At 41.9% G+C, this 18,353-nt stretch carries 16 protein-coding genes and 1 pseudogene; 1 reads left to right on the forward strand and 16 read right to left on the reverse strand.

From position 1 onward, the window contains the following. Positions 1–19: 19 nt before the first annotated feature. The 4 genes from GX756_05755 to GX756_05770 all read right to left on the reverse strand — a co-directional run bounded on the left by GX756_05755 (position 20) and on the right by GX756_05770 (position 2,627). Positions 20–190 (reverse strand): hypothetical protein, encoded by a 171-nt coding sequence (locus tag GX756_05755; GenBank protein NLC17365.1) that lies wholly within the window; start codon positions 188–190, stop codon positions 20–22. 175 nt (positions 191–365) lie between these two features. Then, positions 366–521, reverse strand: coding sequence for a hypothetical protein (locus GX756_05760; protein ID NLC17366.1), 156 nt, complete (start codon positions 519–521; stop codon positions 366–368). 329 nt (positions 522–850) lie between these two features. Further along, entirely contained in the window at positions 851–1,603 is a 753-nt protein-coding gene (locus tag GX756_05765; GenBank protein ID NLC17367.1) for a hypothetical protein, read from the reverse strand. A 577-nt stretch (positions 1,604–2,180) separates the two neighbouring features. Then, entirely contained in the window at positions 2,181–2,627 is a 447-nt protein-coding gene (locus GX756_05770) for a 50S ribosomal protein L9 (protein NLC17368.1), read from the reverse strand. Positions 2,628–2,883: 256 nt separating this feature from the next. Here GX756_05770 and GX756_05775 point away from each other — a divergent pair, with 256 nt between their 5' ends. Then, positions 2,884–3,186, forward strand: coding sequence for a DUF1540 domain-containing protein (locus GX756_05775; GenBank protein NLC17369.1), 303 nt, complete (start codon positions 2,884–2,886; stop codon positions 3,184–3,186). A gap of 65 nt (positions 3,187–3,251) precedes the next feature. On the opposite strand, the gene pfkA is transcribed toward GX756_05775, so the two are convergent. The 12 genes and pseudogenes from pfkA to GX756_05835 form a co-directional block, all read right to left on the reverse strand. Next, positions 3,252–4,211, reverse strand: a complete 960-nt coding sequence (gene pfkA / locus GX756_05780; GenBank protein NLC17370.1) for a 6-phosphofructokinase — start codon at positions 4,209–4,211, stop codon at positions 3,252–3,254. A 164-nt stretch (positions 4,212–4,375) separates the two neighbouring features. Then, positions 4,376–4,603: a trp RNA-binding attenuation protein MtrB gene (mtrB, locus tag GX756_05785; GenBank protein NLC17371.1), complete on the reverse strand. Its 228-nt coding sequence runs from the start codon at positions 4,601–4,603 to the stop codon at positions 4,376–4,378. A 107-nt stretch (positions 4,604–4,710) separates the two neighbouring features. Next, a complete protein-coding gene (locus GX756_05790) occupies positions 4,711–8,295 on the reverse strand; it encodes a DNA polymerase III subunit alpha (protein NLC17372.1) in 3,585 nt (1,194 codons plus the stop codon). A 132-nt stretch (positions 8,296–8,427) separates the two neighbouring features. After that, positions 8,428–8,682 (reverse strand): HPr family phosphocarrier protein, encoded by a 255-nt coding sequence (locus tag GX756_05795; GenBank protein NLC17373.1) that lies wholly within the window; start codon positions 8,680–8,682, stop codon positions 8,428–8,430. Continuing rightward, complete coding sequence (gene whiA / locus GX756_05800) at positions 8,672–9,607, reverse strand: DNA-binding protein WhiA (GenBank protein ID NLC17374.1); 936 nt, start codon at positions 9,605–9,607, stop codon at positions 8,672–8,674. Before whiA ends, GX756_05795 begins: the two co-directional genes overlap by 11 nt. A 7-nt stretch (positions 9,608–9,614) precedes the next feature. Then, positions 9,615–10,475, reverse strand: a complete 861-nt coding sequence (gene rapZ, locus GX756_05805; protein ID NLC17375.1) for an RNase adapter RapZ — start codon at positions 10,473–10,475, stop codon at positions 9,615–9,617. Continuing rightward, positions 10,475–11,236, reverse strand: coding sequence for a PHP domain-containing protein (locus GX756_05810; GenBank protein NLC17376.1), 762 nt, complete (start codon positions 11,234–11,236; stop codon positions 10,475–10,477). Before GX756_05810 ends, rapZ begins: the two co-directional genes overlap by 1 nt. Beyond that, the gene (gene murB / locus GX756_05815; GenBank protein NLC17377.1) at positions 11,236–12,117 is read right to left on the reverse strand and encodes a UDP-N-acetylmuramate dehydrogenase; all 882 of its coding nucleotides are present in this window, start codon (positions 12,115–12,117) and stop codon (positions 11,236–11,238) included. Before murB ends, GX756_05810 begins: the two co-directional genes overlap by 1 nt. 18 nt (positions 12,118–12,135) lie before the next feature. Then, the gene (locus GX756_05820; protein NLC17378.1) at positions 12,136–13,257 is read right to left on the reverse strand and encodes a hypothetical protein; all 1,122 of its coding nucleotides are present in this window, start codon (positions 13,255–13,257) and stop codon (positions 12,136–12,138) included. A 176-nt stretch (positions 13,258–13,433) separates the two neighbouring features. After that, a pseudogene (locus GX756_05825) lies at positions 13,434–15,239 on the reverse strand (DUF2088 domain-containing protein). Between the two features lie 3 nt (positions 15,240–15,242). Beyond that, on the reverse strand, positions 15,243–16,697 hold the full coding sequence (gene gnd / locus GX756_05830) for a decarboxylating NADP(+)-dependent phosphogluconate dehydrogenase (GenBank protein NLC17379.1): 1,455 nt from the start codon (positions 16,695–16,697) through the stop codon (positions 15,243–15,245). 42 nt (positions 16,698–16,739) lie between these two features. Next, positions 16,740–17,804: a sugar kinase gene (locus tag GX756_05835; protein NLC17380.1), complete on the reverse strand. Its 1,065-nt coding sequence runs from the start codon at positions 17,802–17,804 to the stop codon at positions 16,740–16,742. Positions 17,805–18,353 lie beyond the last annotated feature (549 nt).

Raw genomic sequence — 18,353 nt, forward strand, 5'->3', positions numbered from 1 at the left:
AAAACAGCGACAGCTTCCTTTACTGCTCCGCCAAAAGAGTAGGGGTATCCTCTTCGCTTTGGTCGTTCTCATCAAGCTGCGACAGGTACTTTGATATGTTCTCATCTATACGCGCAAGTTTTTTGCGCAAAATCTCGGCATTGTAGCAGTTTTCGTCGCTGTTTACCGCATGAAACTTTGGGCCGGTCAACCGATATCAGCTCCCTCTTATATAGCCCCAGCTTTACGCATACCTTGACAAATTCGCCAAATACCTTCTTCAGCGCTGTCGCGTTGTCCTTCCTAAAATCCGCTATCGTCCGAAAAATCGGGCTTTAAACGGTTTAACAGAAAGAAAAGCTCTATGTTTCTTCCACACTCTTCCATCAGCTTGCGGCTTGAGCGTATGCAGTTGAAATATCCGTATATGATAGCTTCAATAAATCCCGCGGATTGTAGGGAGGCCTTCCGATGTCGTTTAACGTACTGTGGCGAAACTCGCTTATGACCAGCCCATCCACAAACGCGTCTATTATCCGCACGGCGAATTCTCCGGCACGTAATCCTCTATACAGTCCTGCAAAAATGTTATCTGCTCCCTGCTGCTCCCCTCTATGTATTTCATCCCTCTTTTCCATCCCTTGTTTACACCATATCTTCTTGGGAAATGAGGTGTCCTTTGACTTTTCAGACAGTCTCGCCAAAACCACAAGATAAAATATTGTGGTTTTTATTTTTTTAAGAAAAAAATTCAAAAAGATTAAATTAAAATTTCTACCTTTGACACCTAGTTTTTAACACTACTAATCAAAAGAAAGTAACTTCTTTACCTAAGGTTGTTAATTGCTTATAACATTCTTATATTATACCCTTATAAATGGTCGTTTATAGTAAGTTTTTCTTTATAATCATTATTATAGATAAATATTTTTTCATTTTTGTCAAACTCAGCTTTTGCTATGTGCACTAGACGATGATGGTTGGGGCATAAAATTATTAAATTTGATATGCTGTTATCAAGACTTGTTATAAACGGTTTAATATGATGCGCTTCAACTATGTGCACACTAAAAATATCATAATGGCGTTGTCCGCAAATCTGGCAACGATAATTATAATATTGTTTTAACTTAGGTACTATTTTATAATTTAACAGTCTTTGTTTTATTGTTGTGTTTATTGTTCGTATTGCCGCGTCGTCATCCTTAAAATTAATAATATCCTCAATTTCTTTTTCAGAATGAGCCGATAATACTTTTTGTTCTTCAATAGTGATTGGTTCTTCAATCATACTACAAAATTCAAGTAATGTCTTTATCTTTGCAGCTAATTCTTCAAATGAAAAAACATTAAACTCAGAAAAAAAGCGCACAACAGCCGGCGTTGGTTTTCGCTTATTCCAGCCTTGTCTTACATGATTTGGGAAAAAAGCATCAAATTCATCTCTGCGCAATTTAATATAATTAGGCTTTGTTTTTACTATAGCCGCAAGCGTATTATAAGCTGAAGTAAAAGTAGAAAAACCAAGATACCTTAAAGCCTCGCGATCATATTTTGACAAGAAAAAGGCTATTAATGAAGCAATCCTATTATCAAATACCCCAAAATTTATTAACTCATCCATAATAGATCCCTTTAATAGTATTATATCATGTAATAAAGAAAATAAAAAATTACTAATTCCTATTGACCTTTTAGCATTTTACATAATTAAAATAATTTAATACTTTTCCCATATTAGTTTATTTGCGTACAAGTTTTTTCATTTTTTATGTCTTTTTTAATACTATTCTATCAAGAGCTAAGGGACATTTTGGAATTACGCCTAGTTATCTCATTTTTTATTATAATATCTTTGTATTGTTTTCTTTTTGAATTTAAAATAATTTATTAATAATAAATGTATAATTTATGCGATAATATGGCCGCAAAAAACCGTCAAAAGTGGGAGGAAAACAAAAAAATTATGTTTAAAAATTTTATCAATTTGGCTTTTATATCGCTCGTTTTTCTTTAAATGTCAATTTTATATATGAGTTAATTTCTCCTAAAACTAAACTTTGAGAATAACCTTTACGTTTTTTAGGCGTGCCTGGACGATAAGTTCCAAGAATAAAGTCAATTTTTTGACAAAATAAACCGCCCTGTTTGGGCGGGTTTTGCTTAATGTCTTATTGCATTTACTTATTACCTTAAATATATTACTTATCTTGTATTACATTAACCTTTAATTTGGCTGTGATTTCGGGGTAGGGTTTGATTTCTATTTGGTAAGTTCCGATGTTTTTGATGGGCTGAGGCAAGACTATCTTTTTTCTGTCAACTTCAATGCCTAGTTTTTTGAGTTCGTCGGCTATATTGGCCGACTGAATTGAGCCAAAAACCTTGCCGCTTTCGCCGCATTTGACTTTTAGGGTAATCTCGGTCTTATTGATTTGGTCGGCTTTTTGTAGCCATTCTTGGCGCTCTTGCGCCCTTTTTCTTTCCTCGGCCTCTTGTTTTTGTTTTATTTCTTTGATTTTGGCGGGCGTGGCTTCTATGGCAAGCTTGTTTTTTAACAAATAGTTGCGGGCATACCCATCGCTAACTTCTATAAGCTCTCCCGCTTTGCCTTTGGAATTTAAATCTTTTAATAATATTACCTTCATTTTTACTCCTTTTTTTAATTATAGCATACGCGATAGGGGTTTTCAACAAAAGCGCATAACGGGCGCTTTAAAATATTTCAAAGAATAAAAACCAAAAGCCAATGGCTGTTTCGTATAGTAATTAATTTACTAACATAAATAAAAATAATAGCAAACTCGCCTAGTTTCTCGCGTTAACTTAAACGCTCCCAAGAATAAAAACCAAAATCCGATAGCATACTATGTATATACATTCTTTAAAAAAGGCGGGTTTTTTATGAAAGACTTAAAATGCGCTATGAAAGTATGCGTCTATAACAAAGGCTATTGCTGCTGCGCGGATGAAATTAAGGTCGGAACGGACTCAAAATGCCATACATATACTATTGACCAATCCAAAAAAGACGATGTAATGTTTGAAATAGGCATGGACCAAACCAAGCCTGACTACAGCGTAAACACCAAGGTGGATTGCATCGCGCCCTGCATATTCCAAAAACACGATAAATGCCACGCCATAGGAATCACCGTGCTGGCGGCGGACAAGGACGCCGAATGCGCGACATTTATATTAAAATAAAAAAATCCCTATTTTTCCATAGGGATTAATTGTTTTTATAAAAAGTTCAACTATCCATAAAACAATCACAACGAAATTATTTCGGCTATATTATATAGGCTTTGGTCAAATTTGCGCTTCAGGGATACTGCCTCGCTAATATCCATATCTATAATTTTGTTGTTTTTTATGCCTACCACGCGGTTGCCCACGCCTTTTTTCAAAAGCTTGACGGCATGCACGCCGCATCTGGTGGCTAAGATACGGTCAACCATTGAAGGCCTGCCGCCGCGCTGTATATGTCCCAAAACGGTGGATTTGACTTCAAAATTGGTGCGGGCGCTGATTTCTTTGGCCAAATCCTCCGCATGGCCCGCGCCCTCGGCAAGCACTATGATGCCTGATTTTTTGCCCTCGTCATAGCTTTCTATTAGTTTTTTGCAAACAGATTCCACGGTAAATTTCTTCTCGGGCACCAAAATCATCTCGGCGCCGCCCGCGATGCCCGCATACAGCGCGATATCGCCGCAATGCCTGCCCATTACTTCCACGATGCTGATTCTCTCATGCGAAGTCATGGTATCCCTTAATTTGTTGATGGCGTCCAGCGCGGTATTGCACGCTGTGTCAAACCCAATAGTAAAATCGGTATAGGGCAAGTCATTGTCAATAGTGCAAGGAATGCCGATAGTGGGGATCCCGCGCTCCGATAAAATCTTGGCGCCTATAAACGAGCCGTCGCCGCCCATAACAATAATGCCTTCAAGCCCCCGTTTTTTGATAACCTCAATGGCGCGGTCTTGTCCTTTTTTTTCTTTAAACTCAGGACATCTCGCGGTTTTTAGGATTGTGCCGCCGCGATGGACTATGTCGGACACGCTGCGCATATTAAGCGGATAAATAGTATCTTCTATAAGCCCTGCGTATCCCCTTTCTATGCCATAAACTTCCATGTCTAGATAAATTCCGTATCTTACTATGGCTCTTATTCCCGCGTTCATGCCCGGCGCGTCGCCGCCGCTTGTGATAATACCTATTTTTTTCATATCGCTATGTTCCCTTAATAAAAATTTTTCATACAGTGTTTTTTAAGATTTGATGTCTTTTTGTATTATATTATCAACCTAAAGCCCAAAAAAATATATTCTAAAAGCGACATTTAAAACCAACGCACAAAAAATTTATGCGTTGTTCTTGCTAAGGTTTAAGTTTAATTTTTTTCGGTTTTTATCACCCCGTATGCCGTATAAACCTCGGCGTTGCCTTTGACTTTTATGGCCGAGACCTTTTCGGTAAATTGGGCTATCATTACTTCGCCCGCGCCCAATTTCTCGGTGTGTTGCGTGCGCGTTTCCTCTCCGCGCGTCAACCCAATAATGCTTACATCGTCGCTCAAGGCTTTTATGACCACATACTGTTGCAAATCTTCTTTGAACATATATTAAACTCCTAAAAAAGGATTTTTTTATGAAAACTTAAAAAACCGATATATAAATATTATACTATATATTTGTTATCTTTCTCAAACTTTTTTTAAAATATGTCTTACAAGTTTTTTGTGACCAATCTTATATCTTCGCTGGGCAATACCGCCAAAAGCTCTACCAACAGGCCGTTTTCCACATTGACATTGACGGGAAGCGGATATGTTTTTCTGGTTTTTGCGTCCATCACTATTACCGGACTTGTGCCCATATGCGCATAAATAATATTCATAAGTTTATCGGGAAATTCCGGCTCGTTGGTTTCTGTGTTAATCTTAACATCCATTCTTAAATATAGTTTTTTCAGCACATTGGCTTGAGAGGTATACGGGTCTTCGGTCCAAGGGATTATATCGTCGGCCCAAATAACGGGGGTCTCGCCCTCCCTTACCGATAGCGAACCTTTGACGGTAACCACGGTATCGGGTATTATCTTGGATTTTAGCTGCTGATAATTTTTTGAGCCGACCATAACATCCAATGTCCCGTATAAATCTTCCAGCTTAAAAGCGCCTATCTCTTGATTGTTTCTTTTTGTTATTATCTTGCGCGTTTCCACTATCAGCCCGCCGCATTCAACCTTCATTCTGTCCGCTACGGCGACATAATGTATATTGCCTTCTTCGTCCAGAGTGGTATCTTCCAACGCTCTAGACGAAAACTCAAAAGCCGACAGCTTTTCTCTATATTCGTCCAAAGGATGCGCCGTGATATACACTCCCAAAACTTCTTTTTCTTTGGCCAGTTTTTCTTTTAGGCTGTATTCGTCTATGTTGGGAAACTCATCGGCAGGCGCCGATTGGCCCACCATATCAAACAGTGACATCTGTCCCGTTTCTTTCATCGCTTTTTCTTGGGAGGCGCGGTCAACCAAAGACTCATAAACGCTCATTAACTGGCTTCTATGGGCCTTAAAACAATCAAACGCGCCCGCGAGGATAAGGCTTTCTAAGAGCTTTTTGTTTAAAACCGAGCTTTCCACGCGCTTTATAAAGTCATTAAAGCTTATAAATTTGCCGTTTTGCTCCCTCTCGTTGATTATGCTCTCAATAGCTTTTACGCCCACGTTTTTTATGGCGGCAAGCCCTATCCTTACTCCGCCGTTTTCCACCGAAAACATAACTTGGGAATGGTTGATGTCGGGCGGTAAAATCGCTATTCCGCTTTCTTTTAGATATAACAAGTAATTGCGGATTTCGTCTATGTTTGTAATGCGGTTGTTTAACACCGCGGTTATATATTCTACCTTGTGATAGCACTTTAGATAAGCCGTCTGATAGGCAAGATAGGCGTAAGCCGCCGCGTGCGATTTGTTAAACGCGTATGCCGCAAAGTCCAAGATTTTGTTAAAGATTTTTATCGCCACATCCTCGGGCACGCCGTTTTTGACAGCGCCTGCGATGCTGGGGTCGTCGGGGTCGCCGTATAAAAAGATTTTTTGCTCTTTTTTCATCTCGCTTTCTTTTTTCTTGGACATATTGCGCCTGACGACATCGGCTCTGCCCAAAGAATAGCCCGCGAGCTCGCGCACAATCTGCATAACTTGCTCTTGATATACGATTACTCCGTAAGTGACTTTCAGTATGGGTTCTAACAACGGATGGTCGTATTGGACGCTTTGGGGGTTGTTTTTGCCCTCTATGTATTGGTCCTTGAATTTCATAGGCCCGGGCCTGAAGATTGAGATGCCCGCGATAACATCTTCCAAGCAAGTCGGCTTGAGATGGCGCATAAAGTTTTTCATGCCTTCGCCTTCCAATTGGAACACCGCGTGCGTGTCGCCCTCGCCTATGAGTTTATAGACATTGGGGTCATCATAATCCATATTATAAAAATCAATATCTATGCCTTTGGTCTGTTTGACCAATTCTACGGTTTTTTGGATATCTGTCAAAGTCCTAAGCCCCAAAAAGTCCATTTTCAAAAGGCCCAGCTTTTCAACTTCCTGCATGTCAAATTGCGTGGTGACATCCGTTCCGCTCATTTGCAAAGGCACATGGTCGCTTATCGGGTCTTTACAAATAACCACGCCCGCGGCGTGCATGCCTGTTTGTCTTGGCATGCCTTCTATGCGCATGGCCATGTCTATTATTCTCTTTACGGCGGGCTCGTTGTCATACATGGCCTTTAGCTCGGGGATTACATAATCATCGTTGCCCTGCCCTACCAAATCTAATAATTTTGCCTTTTTGTCAACCGCGCCTATTAATTTGGTTATTCTGTCGGCCAGGCTGTAAGGCTCGCCGTAAACTCTTGCCACGTCCTTAATGGCCGCTTTCATCGCTAGCGTGCCAAAGGTGATTATTTGAGAAACATTGCTCGCGCCGTATTTGCGCACCACATAATCTATTACTTCGCCGCGCCTTTCAAAACAAAAGTCCACGTCAAAGTCGGGCATGGATACGCGCTCTTCGTTGAGAAACCGCTCAAAAAGCAAACCGTATTTGAGCGGCTCCACTTTGGTTATTCCTGTCGCGTAAGCCACAATGCTGCCCACGCCGCTGCCCCTGCCCGGCCCTACGGGAATGCCTTGGCTTTCGGCATAGTTTATAAAATCCCATACGATAAGGTAGTATTCCACAAAGCCCAACCTGTTAATGACATCCAGCTCATACTCGGCCCTGTCAATAATTTCTTGGGTAAGCTCTTTGTATTTTTTGTTCAGGCCTTCGTATGTAAGCTCGCGCAAATATTCATAAGGCTGTTTGTTGTCGGGCGGGATATAATGGGGCAAAAGCTCTTTTCTGTAATTAATGCGCATATCGCATTTTTCGGCAATTTCCAAAGTGTTTTCAAGCGCTTCTTCTATATGCCCAAAAAGCTTATGCATTTCGTCATAGCTTTTGAGATAAAATTCGTTTGTGGGGAAATAATCGCCGTCTTCGGCGCTGGAACGGTTGTTGAGAGTTTCCCTAAACGCTATGCATTGCAAGACGCTTTGCATCTCTGCGTCTTCTTTTCTTAGGTAATGGCAGTCATTGGTCGCGACAAGCTTGATATTAAGCTTTCTGCCAAGCTCTATAAGCTGAGGGTTGACTATGGCCTGCTTGTCAATAAAATGGTTTTGAAGCTCCAAATAAAAATCATCCCCGAACATATCCTTATACATTAGGGCGATTTTTTGGGCTGTTTCCAAATCGCCTTTTAAGATAGCTTGGGGAATCGCGCCCGCGATACAAGCCGAAAGCGCGACAAGCCCGTCGCAATGATCTTTTAAGAGTTTATGGTCTATGCGCGGCTTATAGTATAAGCCCTCGGTATACGATAAGGAATTAAGTTTTACTAAATTGGAATATCCGACATCGTTTTTTGCCAATAAAACCAAATGATTGAACTTGGGCATTCTGCCGCTTTTGGTCTCTTTTATACGCATATCTTCGGCGACATAAAACTCGCAACCAAAAATAGGCTTGACCTTGTATTTTTTTCGGGCTTTATGGAACGCCTCCACATCGGCTTGCCCGCCTTCGGTGAAATTAACGGCCGCGGCGTCAAACTTGCACGCCGCGAACATATTGCCGTGGTCCGTCATAGCCACAGCCGGCATATTAAGCTCGTAACATCTTTGGAATAACTCGTCTAACCTGATTGCCCCGTCTAAAAGGCTGTATTCGGTATGTAAATGCAAATGGACAAATTGTTTCATAAACTCAATAATAACATGAATAAACTATAAGTCAAACGCTTTGCTTTTCAAAAAAATAAAAAAATATTTTTGGGCAAAAAATATCTTTGCCCATAAAAAATATAACTTAACTTCCTTAAATAAACATCCATTTTATTCGGACTCAAGAATGGCTGAAATATCTTTTATGGCTTCTTCTGCGTCGCTGCCATTGGCGCTTATTAATATTTTGTCCCCCTCTTTTAACGCCAAAGAGATGACGCCCATAATGCTTTTGGCGTTGATTTTTTTGAACTTTTGCTCAAATGTAATTTCGCTTTCGTAACGCATCGCTCTTTGGACCAAATACGCAGCGTCTTTGTTTTGGATGCCCCCCTTTTTTAGCACGGTGACTTCTTTACTTGGCATCATCGCCCTCCATTATTTTGTTAGATATTTCTATAATCTTTGACATCCTGTGGTTGATTCCGCTTTTGGATAATTTCAGTTCGTCGGCAATCTCTTGCAAGGTCGCAGAAGGGTTTTGCTTTCGGGCCAGCGCCGCTTCTTTTAGTTTTTGGGGCAAAAAGTCCAACCCTTTGCTCTTTTCTATAATTTCTATGGCCTTTGCCTGCTTTAGCGCCGTATCCACCGCTTTGTCAATATTGGCGCTTATGCAATTAGCCGTTCTGTTGGCGGCGTTCCGAACCGAACGGTTGGCAAGCTCGTTATATATATGCAAAACCGTCGCGTCCGCGCCGATGCCCGCCAAAAGATCGCATATATATTGGTTACTACTTAAGTATAATATATATTTTGTTTTTCGCAAGGTGTTTTTTGCTATAATATCAACCTGCCGCAACAAATTTTGAAAATCTTTGGCAAATTCTTTATTGGAAAAAACAAATTCCAGCCTAAAACTTTTGCCTTCCGTTATATACCCGCCGCCCAAAAAAGCGCCCCTTATATAAGCGTAACGGCTGGGCGCGTCCATTACAAGATGCTTGTCAATGCCCGTTATGATTGACAAACCGCCTTGGTCGTTGCGCTCTAGGATTGCGCAGTCTTTTAGCACCATATGCGCCACATTTTCGGGTATTATGGCTTTGTGCATATGCTTGCCTATCATAATATCGTCGGCGGTCTTTATATCCGTTCCGTATAAGGTCTTTAAGATTTTATGGATTCTGCTGCTTAAGTTTTTGGTTTCGTTGACAATCTCGGCGCCCAAAACGCCTTGGGATATCACTATGCTGCCCGCGGTATGAATAATCGCCGATAATTCCGCCAAAGCATAGCCCTCGTCCAGTGGTTTTTTGATTATCTCGTTTTTTGCTCTTTGGGATAATGTCATTTACGGACTATTCCATCAAAAGATTTCTATGAAAAATCTCCACATTATAGCCGTTTTCGCCCAGCATTTGCTTTAGCTTCTCAGCCAAAGCCACCGACCGATGCTTGCCGCCCGTGCAGCCTATGCCTACGGTCAAAAGCTGCTTGACCTCTTTATGATAATCTTTTAAGACAAATAGCAACAGCTCAAGCATGCGCCTGCAATATTCCTCGGCGCGCCCGTCGCGGAAAACAAACTCTTGGACTTGAGGGTCTTTGCCGGTAAGGTCTTTTAGTTCTTTTATATAATGGGGGTTTTCCAAAAATCTCACATCAAAAACAATGTCGCAATCTTTAGGTATGCCTCTTTTGTAACCGAAGGTCACTATGGCCACGCCCTGATGGGTTTGGATAGTCTCAAAAGCGTTATATACTTTTTGCTTTAGGCCCTTTAAATCCAAAGAAGTGGTGTCTATAATAATATTGGCCGAGTTTTTCAAGTCTTTTAACAGCTTGCGCTCTTTTTCTATGGCCTGATATATAGGAAGCCCCTTGGCCAAGGGATGCGTTCTTTTGGTCTCGTTGAAGCGGTTTATCAAAACATCGTCCTCGGCGTCCAAAAACAACAGCTGATAATTAAAGCCTAGGATTTTGAGTTTGTCAAGCGCGGTATAAATCTCTGAAAAAAACTCGCCCACCCGCGCGTCCGCGCTTATCGCGATGCGGAAGCTGTCGTTGGTTTTTTCTCTGCTGATTGCCATCGCTTGCACGGCGTCTGGGATAAGCTGAGGCAAAATATTATCCATACAATAAAAACCCAGGTCTTCCAACGCGTTAAGACAAGTTGATTTGCCCGCTCCGCTCATTCCGCTTACAATAATAAGATCCATTAATCAAACCCCTTTAACTTACGGCTCCTAAACGTAGGAATTTTGCCCAGGTTGACAATTTGGTCGGGATTTAGGTTTAGCTTTTTTATCCATTGTTTTTGAACGGTAAAGTCGCCCACTTTTTCGGGGCTGTGCGCGTCGGAATTGACTATAAACCCGACTCCGGTCTCGGCCGCCGCCAGCACTTCTTCTTCGGTCATGCTTATTCTTTTGCCGTTTAGCTCAATATATACGCCCAGTCTTTTGCATTCTTTGGCAAGTTCCACCACATCCATTTCTATGCCGTATTTGGGATGCGCTATTATGTCAATAGGATAGCGGTTGATAGCTTTTAGGTATGCTTCGGTGTTTCGTCCCTTTCTTAAATCGGATTTTTTATGCCGCGGCAATTTATTGGGCAAATAAAAAGAAAAAAAAGCTCTTAAGGACGAAGGATAGATAAGTTTGTGGTAGCCGCAGAGTATTATATCAAGCTTGTCTATATCTTGAGGCCTTAAGTCAATATGGCCTTCGTTGGATTGCAGATTGGTTTCCAGCCCCAAAAAAATGTCTATGTCGTATTTGTCTTTTATCCTATCAATGTCTTGCCGCATATATTTGAAGTCAAATCTTCTAACATTAAAAACAACATGCCTAAAACCATGGTCCGTAATCGCTATTTGTTTTAAGCCTTTCTTTACCGCCTCAATGACATTGTGTTCTATCATGCCAAGCCCATGGCTATAAATAGTGTGCGTGTGGTAATCGCCCAAAAACTTCATCAAAATTCTCCGAGCAGCCTAATTTCCAGCTCAGGCGTTTGCCCTGTTTTTTCATAAATTACATCTTGCATATATTCTAACAGCATCAAAACATCTTGGCAAGTGGCGTTGCCTTTATTTATGATAAAATTTGCATGGACGGGCGAGATCATCGCCCCGCCTATTGTATAGCCTTTTAGGCCCGCTTTGTCCAAAATTTCGCCCGGCGCGATATTGTCTTTCATCTTCTTAAAAGCGCTGCCCAATGTTTTGCCCGAAGGTTGCGACTGCCGGCGCTTGGCTTTATACTCCGCCGCCAATTGCTCAAGTTTTTCTTTCTTGTCCGGCACAAGCCCCAGCTTTGCCGCCGATATTATGTATTGGGGGTTATCCATAAAAATGCTTTTTCTATAACCAAACTCGCATCGCTCGTTGGGCCAAGTCACGAAGCTGGACCCGTTAAAAAATTCCACGCTCAGCGCGCAATCCGCCATTGACCCCCCATACGCGCCCGCGTTCATTACCAATGCCCCGCCCAAAGACGCCGGAATGCCTACCGCCCATTCAAGGCCCCTTAAGCCTCTTGAGATTGTCAGGTTGGCAAGCCTGATAAGGCTCGCGCCCGCTTCCACATGGGCAAATCTACCGTCAATGACGATTGAATCCATGCCCACAAGCTGCAACACCACCCCCCTTATGCCTTTGTCGCTTATCAAACACTTGCTGCCCCGGCCTATGACTGTTATGGGCAAGTTATGTTTTTGCGCCCATTCTATTGCGGCGTATAACTGCAATTTGTCGCCGATTTTTATAAAATAATCGGCGTCGCCGCCAATGCCCATGGTAGTGTATTTTGCCAAATTCTCGTTTTGCAAAATTTCAATATTATCAAATCTAATCATAACAACACCCTAAAAAAATTATAACCCAAGCTCGGCTTTTATTTCGTTTAGGCTTTGGGTATCTCCGTTTAGCGCTTTTTTGCACAAATCGTGGTAACAATCCATCGTCTCCTGGCCCGCAAAAGCATTAGGCGCGGTAAGCGCTTGATTGATTGCGTTTTGCATTTTCTTTAGCATATCGTTGGTATGGTAATTATTGCCGTCCACAGAAAACATCCCAATCCCGCAAAGCGCGCTTTGGGCGTTATGACTTGTTAAGTATTCAATAATTAATCGCGCTCTTTGCTGGCTTTGGCCGTCTTTTGCCGTTATGCTCAAGTATTGGACAAGGTCGGTATAGCCTTTTAGATATAGTATCTCGCATTCAAACATATTATTTTGATTGATGCGGTTAATAACCCTGTTTAAATCCCTTTGCGTGCCCAATAACATCAAAGCGTTTTTGGAAATAAACGCATTGTAAGCGTCAAACTGGCTTTGCGCCTCAAAATAAGAGTTTTTCTGAAAAACGCCGATTGTGTTTTTTAACACCGCTGCAAGCGGAAGATTGTTTTCTCTTGCCGCCACTAAAGAATATCTTATGCTTTTGCCCTTGTTATATACATGCCCGTCAATAAATATATTATCTATCAAATTATTATTTGTGTCAATGCCCATTGTATTTGCCAGCTCGCTGTTGCAAAACAACAAATACCCGCCCGCCATATAGGCGACCGCCTTTACTTTGTCGCCTTTTGACCCCGCCTTAATAAACTCGGCCCTGATATTAAGCCGCCCTTGATAATCTTGGGCATAGTTGGCAAAGATATCGCCCGCTCCCGTCCCAAAACTTACCAAATCGGGCAATATTCCCTTTTCTATTTGGTCTTGAGCTTGGGCTTTGGTCAAAGTCTGAATGCTGACCAATAAGCCCTTATGCTTTTTTTCCAAGGCAATCATCTGCTTTAACAAAAATTGATGGCGGCTGCCGCTTCCGCCCTCAAAGTTTTCTATATGCCACATGGACACGACGCCTTGTGTGATTTTGTCTTGGGGCTTGTAGTCTTTTTTCAAGTTGGGCAACACAAAAGCAGGAACGCATACCAAAATTGCAGCCAAAAAAACATAGGGCAAAATCTTAACAAGCTTTTTAAATACCATAAAAATATAATATGATTAAGTTAGCTTTTAAAATGCCTTTTGGCAAGATTAAGCGGATAAAAAAACGGAATGGCCATATTTTCGCTTTTAATAAGGCTTTATAAATTTAACCCGAAAATAAAATGCCCTTTAGGCCAGCCTAAAGGGCAAAGTTATTAAAAAAACGCCATTATTGGTTATGTTTTTTCTAACGATTGTTTGGACTCAAAATATCTTTCAAAAAGCATAACAAGGACGGGCACTAAAACTATTTGCAAAATAATGCCGGGTACAGCTTTTGCGAAAGCGCCGCCAAAGAAAATAGCCCAAGTGAATGTCTTTTGCGCAAAGCCATAAAAAACAACTGAAACCGCGCCCCAGACAATCCGTCCCGCAATCATTGAGATTATCAAAGAAACATATAAAGCTATTTTATTGCCCTTAAACCTTGAATAAATTAAACCTATAACAAAGCCGTATGTAGCCAATTCAAACGCCATCGCTGCGGCGTTTGGAAATATGGGCGGCATCCCAAACGACACCGACCTAAGCAAAGGCGTAATAAAACCTACCGCCAAGCCATAAAAAGGCCCGCAAATAAGCCCGCATAACAAAACCCCGAGATGCATCGGCAACAGCATATTGCCTATTTCAGGGATTTGGCCCGTCAAAAACGGCAAAAACATACCCATAGCCATAAAAACAGCCGATAAAGTAATCTTTAGACTTTTCTTCAAACCTCAAAGCCTCCCCTTTTCTATCCAAAGACCAAGCGCCGGATTTGGAATATAATATATTTCCTCATCGTTAAGAATATTCCACCCCGTTTTAAGCTTTTGATACGGATAAAGCTTAACCATCTCGTTAAAATCCGCCGCGCAATAATTGACTTGTTTTACTTCCTCTTTGCTAATCTTGTCCACGGCGTAAGTTATTTTAAACCTGCCGTCCGACGAGCCGTGTATTAAGTGGGCGGCCGCGCTCATATTGTTTTTTAAGTCGTCGCATTCTCTAAAAAGGGTTATCACCCTCTCTCTGCCCACATAGCCGTATTTTCTTATAAGGCGGTCTATTTCTTGGTCTTCGCCGAAAGTATGCACGCCCGGCGCCAAAACTATTAACTCGCCGCCGTCCGCGATAGCCATGCGCGTTCTATACACAGCCTTGTTTCCAAGCCATGTGCTTTTGAACTCCTTGGGGTCAAGATAGACCACGCATTTTTTGATAGGCTTTTGGACGATGTCCATATTCTTAACTTTGGCAAGCTCTATGGCTTCCTCAAGCGGCCGCCTATCTTGGCCTATAAACAAGCCGTGCGTTATTATCTGGTCTTGGGGCGCCGTGGTCACGGTCAAAACCCAAAGAAAATTGATATTATTCAAAAAATGTTTCCAACAATAATCCAATAATTTTCTGGTGGGCGTATGGTCCTTGCCCATCATCCTTTCCAAACCATACAAAGCCCCCACCATATGCGAAGCGTTTATAATCTTGCTGCCGCCAAGCCCCACAAGGATATTTTTAGAGTGGTTGCTCATCCCTATGACCTCGTGAGGAACGACCTGTCCGACAGAAATTACCAAATCATAATTATCAAACAATATCTTATTTACTTGGCATTCCACTTCCGAGGTATAAGTGTCCTCTGAAATCTCGCGCAAAAACTCCTCGGGAACAGTCCCGATTGTTACGACATCCTCGCGCCAGTTATGGACAACAAACTTATCATAAGGGATATCGCCAAACATTTTGGCGCATTCCTCTTGGGTCATGGGCGCGTGCGTGCCCAACGCGGGAATTATATCTACTTGTGCTTTGTCCTTTAACAAATGGTAGTAAAAATTGGTAATATATCCGGCGTTGGAATGGTAGCGGGTAAAGTCGGGCGGCACGATAAGCACCTTATTCAGCTTTTTGCCTTTTAAGCTGTCAATAAGCGCTTGGTTGATTTGTTCTTTTGACAAGCCGCGAGCTTCATTGGAAACAAGACTTATATTGCCCATTTATCAGACCTCGTATTTGGTGGAAGCCGTATCTCCGCCTTCGCCCGTCCAATTGGTATGGAAAAACTTGCCTCTGGGGGCGTCTATTCTTTCGTAAGTATGCGCGCCGAAATAATCCCTCTGTGCTTGCAACAGATTGGCGGGCAAAACCTCGCTAGTGTAACCGTCAAAATAACTCAAAGCCGCGCTCATAGCGGGCACGGGTATTTTATTAAGGCAAGCGGTCGCCACAACCTTTCTTAAGCTTTGGATTGAGTTCTTTATGGTCGTTTTGAAATAGTCGTCTAACAATAAATTCTCCAAATCGGGATTTTTTTGATAAGCCTCTTTTATTTTATCCAAAAACGCCGACCTGATAATGCAGCCGCCGCGCCAAGTCAAAGCGATTCCGCCATAATTTAGATTCCAATTATATGTCTTGGCGGCCGTTTTCATAAGCGAAAAGCCTTGCGCGTATGAGATAATCTTGGAAGCGTATAGCGCGTTTTTTAAATCCTCAATAAATTCTGTTTTGTCGCCGTCAAACTTTTCAATCTTTTTGCACTCGTCGTATTCTTTTGACGCCGTTACCCTCTCGTCTTTTAACGAAGAAAGGCATCTAGCGTAAACCGCCTCGGCAATTAAAGACAAGGGCACTCCCTCTTCCATAGAAGATATTACCGTCCATTTGCCCGTGCCTTTTTGCCCCGCGGCGTCCAAAATCTTATCAACCAAAGGCTGTCCGTCCGTGTCCTTGACAGCCAAAATTTTGGAAGTTATTTCTATCAAGTAACTGTTAAGCTCTGAGTTGTTCCAATCGGCGAAAATTTTATGCATCTGATCTGTCGTCAGTCCCAAATACTCTTTCATAAAATGATAGGTTTCGCAGATAAGCTGCATATCGCCGTATTCTATGCCGTTGTGGACCATCTTGACAAAATGCCCCGCGCCGTTTTCGCCTATCCATTGGCAGCAAGGATTGCCGTTTGCTTTGGCGCTTATGCTTTGAAAAATCGGCTTCACATGTTCCCACGCTTTCAAAGAGCCGCCCGGCATCATGGACGGGCCTTTTAACGCGCCTTCTTCGCCGCCCGAAACGCCCGTTCCTATAAACAAAAGCCCTTTGCTTTCCAAATATTGCGTCCTTCTGATTGTATCGGGGAAATGAGAGTTTCCCCCGTCAATAATTATGTCGCCTTCTTCCAAATACGGCAAAAGGTTTTCTATCACTTCGTCCACAGGCTTGCCCGCCCGAATCATAAGCATAATCTTTCGCGGTTTTTTTACATTTTCGGCTAGTTCTTTATACGAGTAAGTCCCGATAACTTTTTGGCCTTTTGCCTTTCTTTCCACAAAGTCTGTCACGGCTTCCAGTTCTTTATTATAAACCGCTACGGAATATCCCTTGCTTAACAAATTTTTTGTAAGGTTTTCTCCCATAACGGCCAAACCTACCATTCCGATATCCGCTTTTTCCATATGTTTTCTCCTGTATTAAAATTTATAGTCAAATCAAAAATTTTATCTAATTACCCTGGCGTTGCCAGCCCATATATCCCAAATTTGTTTCTCGTCAACGGGCGTGCCGTAATCGTTAAGCAAAGTGGCGACAAAAGCGCCGCTTGCCCAAGCAAACTGAACGCATTTTTCGGCATCCCAGCCTTTGGCAATACCGTATAATAGACCGCCAACAAAACCGTCGCCGCCGCCTATTCTGTCCAAAACGGGAATTTCCCTTAACGGAACGAAATTCAACTCGTCATTATAGAGCAAAATAGCGCCCCAAAGATGAGTATTGGCCGAGATAACTTCGCGCAATGTGTTGGCAAAGATTTGGGCGTTGGGATAGAGCTTTTTCGCGTTTTGTATCATAGCTTTGAAATTGTCTATTTGGGAGTTAATATCCTTTCCGCCGGCTTCGGGTCCGGGCACGCCCAAACACAATTGAAAATCTTCTTCGTTGCCTATTAATATATCGGCATTAAAAGCTATCTCGCTAAATATTTTTTTTAGGGCGTCTTCCCTGCCTTTCCAAAAAGTAGCCCTATAATTTAAGTCAAATGAAACCTTAGTTCCGTATTTTTTGGCGGCTTTGGCAAGTTCCAAACAGAAGTTGCCCGTATCGGGCGAGAGCGCCGCTATCAATCCGCTTATATGCAGGATTTGGGCGCCTTCTTCTTTGAATATTTTTTCTGTGTCAAAATCTTTTATATTCAAGGTCAGTCCGACTTCGCCCGCGCGGTCATTCCAAACCCGAGGCGCGCGCATGCCGTAACCGCTGTCTGCTATGTTAAACTGATGGCGGTATCCCCAAGGCCCGCCTTGAGGCACTTCCGGGCCCTCGTAATCAACGCCTCTTGCCCTTAAGTTTGATTTTATAAAATAGGCTATCGGGCTGTCTTTTACAAAGGCGGTTAACACCTTAGTCTTAAGCCCAAGCCCCGCCGAAATACTTAAAACATTGCTCTCCGCGCTGGTCACTTGCATTTGATATGTCGCGCTTAAATGCACGGGCTGCCTGTTGGTAGGCGTTATCCTTATTCCTATGCTTGTAGGGGCTATTATAGCGTATTTGGGGGTTTTCATAATATTATCACTCCTTTTTTAAAAAATTTAATTTCGCAATTGCCGTTAAGATATAATTTTCTAAAAATAATCCTTTGTCCTTATTTTTTTCACAAAAGGGACAACATTATCTTTTTCTCATTATTAGCCCAAAAAAGCAATTGCATTTTTTATTAAAAATCATTGCATTTTTAATAAAAACTTAAAGAACAATCTTTTCAAATAATATTATTATATTTATATCTTCTTTTACATTTTTTAACAAGATTTTATTGCGTATCACATTAACAACTTGTCCATTAACAATCGCTTGGCTTATTTTATAACCCGCATCACATATGATAAATATTTCATAATCTAACCAATAATTACCTCGCCTTGTCCAAATACTGTCCCATAATCGCCTGTATCAACAGTTATTTTAACTTGCAAAAATTACGCCTACGAATAAGCATATGCAACGGCCGTTCTTTCCCCTGCAGAGCTTCCTGCGACAAACATATAGTCTTATCAATGATGATTATGTCTGGTCGGATGGCACGAATACTCCTAAAGTTATCAATTGGACGA

Source organism: Clostridiales bacterium, from assembly GCA_012512255.1.
Taxonomy (GTDB): domain Bacteria; phylum Bacillota; class Clostridia; order Christensenellales; family DUVY01; genus DUVY01.